General features: G+C 55.1%; 2 rRNA genes. Both read left to right on the top strand.

Annotated features, from left to right (window positions below):
- Positions 1–2401, top strand: a 23S ribosomal RNA gene (locus tag BMX61_RS24095); the annotation flags it as partial.
- Positions 2402–2604: 203 nt separating this feature from the next.
- Positions 2605–2719, top strand: a 5S ribosomal RNA gene (rrf, locus tag BMX61_RS24090).
- Positions 2720–2737 lie beyond the last annotated feature (18 nt).

Below are 2737 nucleotides of genomic sequence, written 5' to 3'. Positions count from 1 at the left end.
TCGTCCTTGAGTAGGGCGGGGCACGTGAAACCCTGTCTGAACATGGGGAGACCACTCTCCAAGCCTAAGTACTCGTGCATGACCGATAGCGAACAAGTACCGTGAGGGAAAGGTGAAAAGCACCCCGACAAGGGGAGTGAAAGAGAACCTGAAACCGGATGCCTACAAGCAGTCGGAGCCATAATTGGTGACGGCGTACCTTTTGTATAATGGGTCAACGACTTAGTGTAACATGCAAGCTTAAGCCGGTAGGCGGAGGCGCAGCGAAAGCGAGTCTGAAGAGGGCGTTTGAGTATGTTGCATTAGACCCGAAACCGAGTGATCTAGCCATGAGCAGGTTGAAGGTTGGGTAACACCAACTGGAGGACCGAACCCGCATCTGTTGCAATAGATTGGGATGACTTGTGGCTAGGGGTGAAAGGCCAATCAAACTCGGAGATAGCTGGTTCTCCGCGAAATCTATTTAGGTAGAGCGTCGACCGAATACCCCCGGGGGTAGAGCACTGGATGGGCTATGGGGACTCACCGTCTTACTGATCCTAACCAAACTGCGAATACCGGGGAGTACTAGTCGGCAGACACACGGCGGGTGCTAACGTCCGTCGTGAAGAGGGCAACAACCCTGACCTCCATCTAAGGTCCCCAAGTCATGGCTAAGTGGGAAAGGATGTGAGACTCCCAAAACAACCAGGATGTTGGCTTAGAAGCAGCCATCATTTAAAGAAAGCGTAACAGCTCACTGGTCTAAATAAGGGGTTTTGCGCCGAAAATGTAACGGGGCTAAAGCCATGCACCGAAGCTGAGGATTCCTCTTAACTGGGGAGTGGTAGCGGAGCGTTCCGTAAGCCTGTGAAGGAAGACCCGTGAGGGCTTCTGGAGGTATCGGAAGTGCGAATGTTGACATGAGTAACGATAAAGGGGGTGAGAGACCCCCTCGCCGAAAGACCAAGGGTTCCTGCTTAAAGTTAATCTGAGCAGGGTTAGCCGGCCCCTAAGACGAGGCGGACACGCGTAGTCGATGGGAACCACGTGAATATTCGTGGGCCTGGCGGGAAGTGACGGATCGGGCAACTTGTAAAGGCTTATTGGATTGTCTTTGCAGGGAACCGGTTCCAGGAAAGAGCCCCGCCGTACAGACCGTACCCGAAACCGACACAGGTGGTCAGGTAGAGCATACCAAGGCGCTTGAGAGAACTGCGTTGAAGGAACTCGGCAAATTGCACGCGTAACTTCGGAAGAAGCGTGACCCCATGGCACGCAAGTGTTTTGGGGTGGCACAGACCAGGGGGTAGCGACTGTTTATCAAAAACACAGGGCTCTGCGAAGTCTGTAAGACGACGTATAGGGTCTGACGCCTGCCCGGTGCTGGAAGGTTAAGAGGAGAGGTGCAAGCTTTGAATCGAAGCCCCAGTAAACGGCGGCCGTAACTATAACGGTCCTAAGGTAGCGAAATTCCTTGTCGGGTAAGTTCCGACCTGCACGAATGGCGTAACGACTTCCCCGCTGTCTCCAACGCAGACTCAGTGAAATTGAATTCCCCGTGAAGATGCGGGGTTCCTGCGGTCAGACGGAAAGACCCCGTGCACCTTTACTATAGCTTTACACTGGCATTCGTGTCGGCATGTGTAGGATAGGTGGTAGGCTTTGAAGCAGGGACGCCAGTTCTTGTGGAGCCATCCTTGAAATACCACCCTTATCGTCATGGATGTCTAACCGCGGCCCGTCATCCGGGTCCGGGACAGTGTATGGTGGGTAGTTTGACTGGGGCGGTCGCCTCCGAAAGAGTAACGGAGGCGCGCGATGGTGGGCTCAGAGCGGTCGGAAATCGCTCGTCGAGTGCAATGGCATAAGCCCGCCTGACTGCGAGACTGACAAGTCGAGCAGAGACGAAAGTCGGTCATAGTGATCCGGTGGTCCCGCGTGGAAGGGCCATCGCTCAACGGATAAAAGGTACGCCGGGGATAACAGGCTGATGACCCCCAAGAGTCCATATCGACGGGGTTGTTTGGCACCTCGATGTCGGCTCATCGCATCCTGGGGCTGGAGCAGGTCCCAAGGGTTTGGCTGTTCGCCAATTAAAGCGGTACGTGAGCTGGGTTCAGAACGTCGTGAGACAGTTCGGTCCCTATCTGCCGTGGGTGTAGGAATATTGACAGGATCTGTCCCTAGTACGAGAGGACCGGGATGGACATATCTCTGGTGGACCTGTTGTCCTGCCAAGGGCATAGCAGGGTAGCTATATATGGACGGGATAACCGCTGAAGGCATCTAAGCGGGAAACCCCCCTGAAAACGAGTATTCCCTCGAGAACCGTGGAAGACGACCACGTTGATAGGAGGCGTGTGGACGTGCGGCAACGCATGAAGCTTAGCCTTACTAATCGTTCGATAGACCTTGATCGTTCCCATTGCTTATGCGCATGTTTCTTTGTCCTCACGCTGTCGGCTCTGCGAGCCTGCGGCTCACGGACGGCGCGCCAAACGATTGGCGACGCGCTCTGCGCTTGCGGCCTGCGGCCGGAAGCCCAGAAAGAAAACAAACCAAAAGACGTGTTCCCAAAAAGCGCATCAGCGCACCAGCTTCTCCATTCTTGCCCTTAGCCGACCTGGTGGTTACGGCGGGGTGGCCGCACCCGTTCCCATTCCGAACACGGCCGTGAAACGCCCCAGCGCCAATGGTACTTCGTCTCAAGACGCGGGAGAGTCGGTCGCTGCCAGGTCTGCTAAGCGCAAGAAAA

The organism is Xaviernesmea oryzae (assembly GCF_900109605.1).
GTDB classification, from domain to species: domain Bacteria; phylum Pseudomonadota; class Alphaproteobacteria; order Rhizobiales; family Rhizobiaceae; genus Xaviernesmea; species Xaviernesmea oryzae.
Note: the sequence above shows the minus strand (reverse complement) of the source record. Positions and strands in the feature narration are given on the sequence as shown.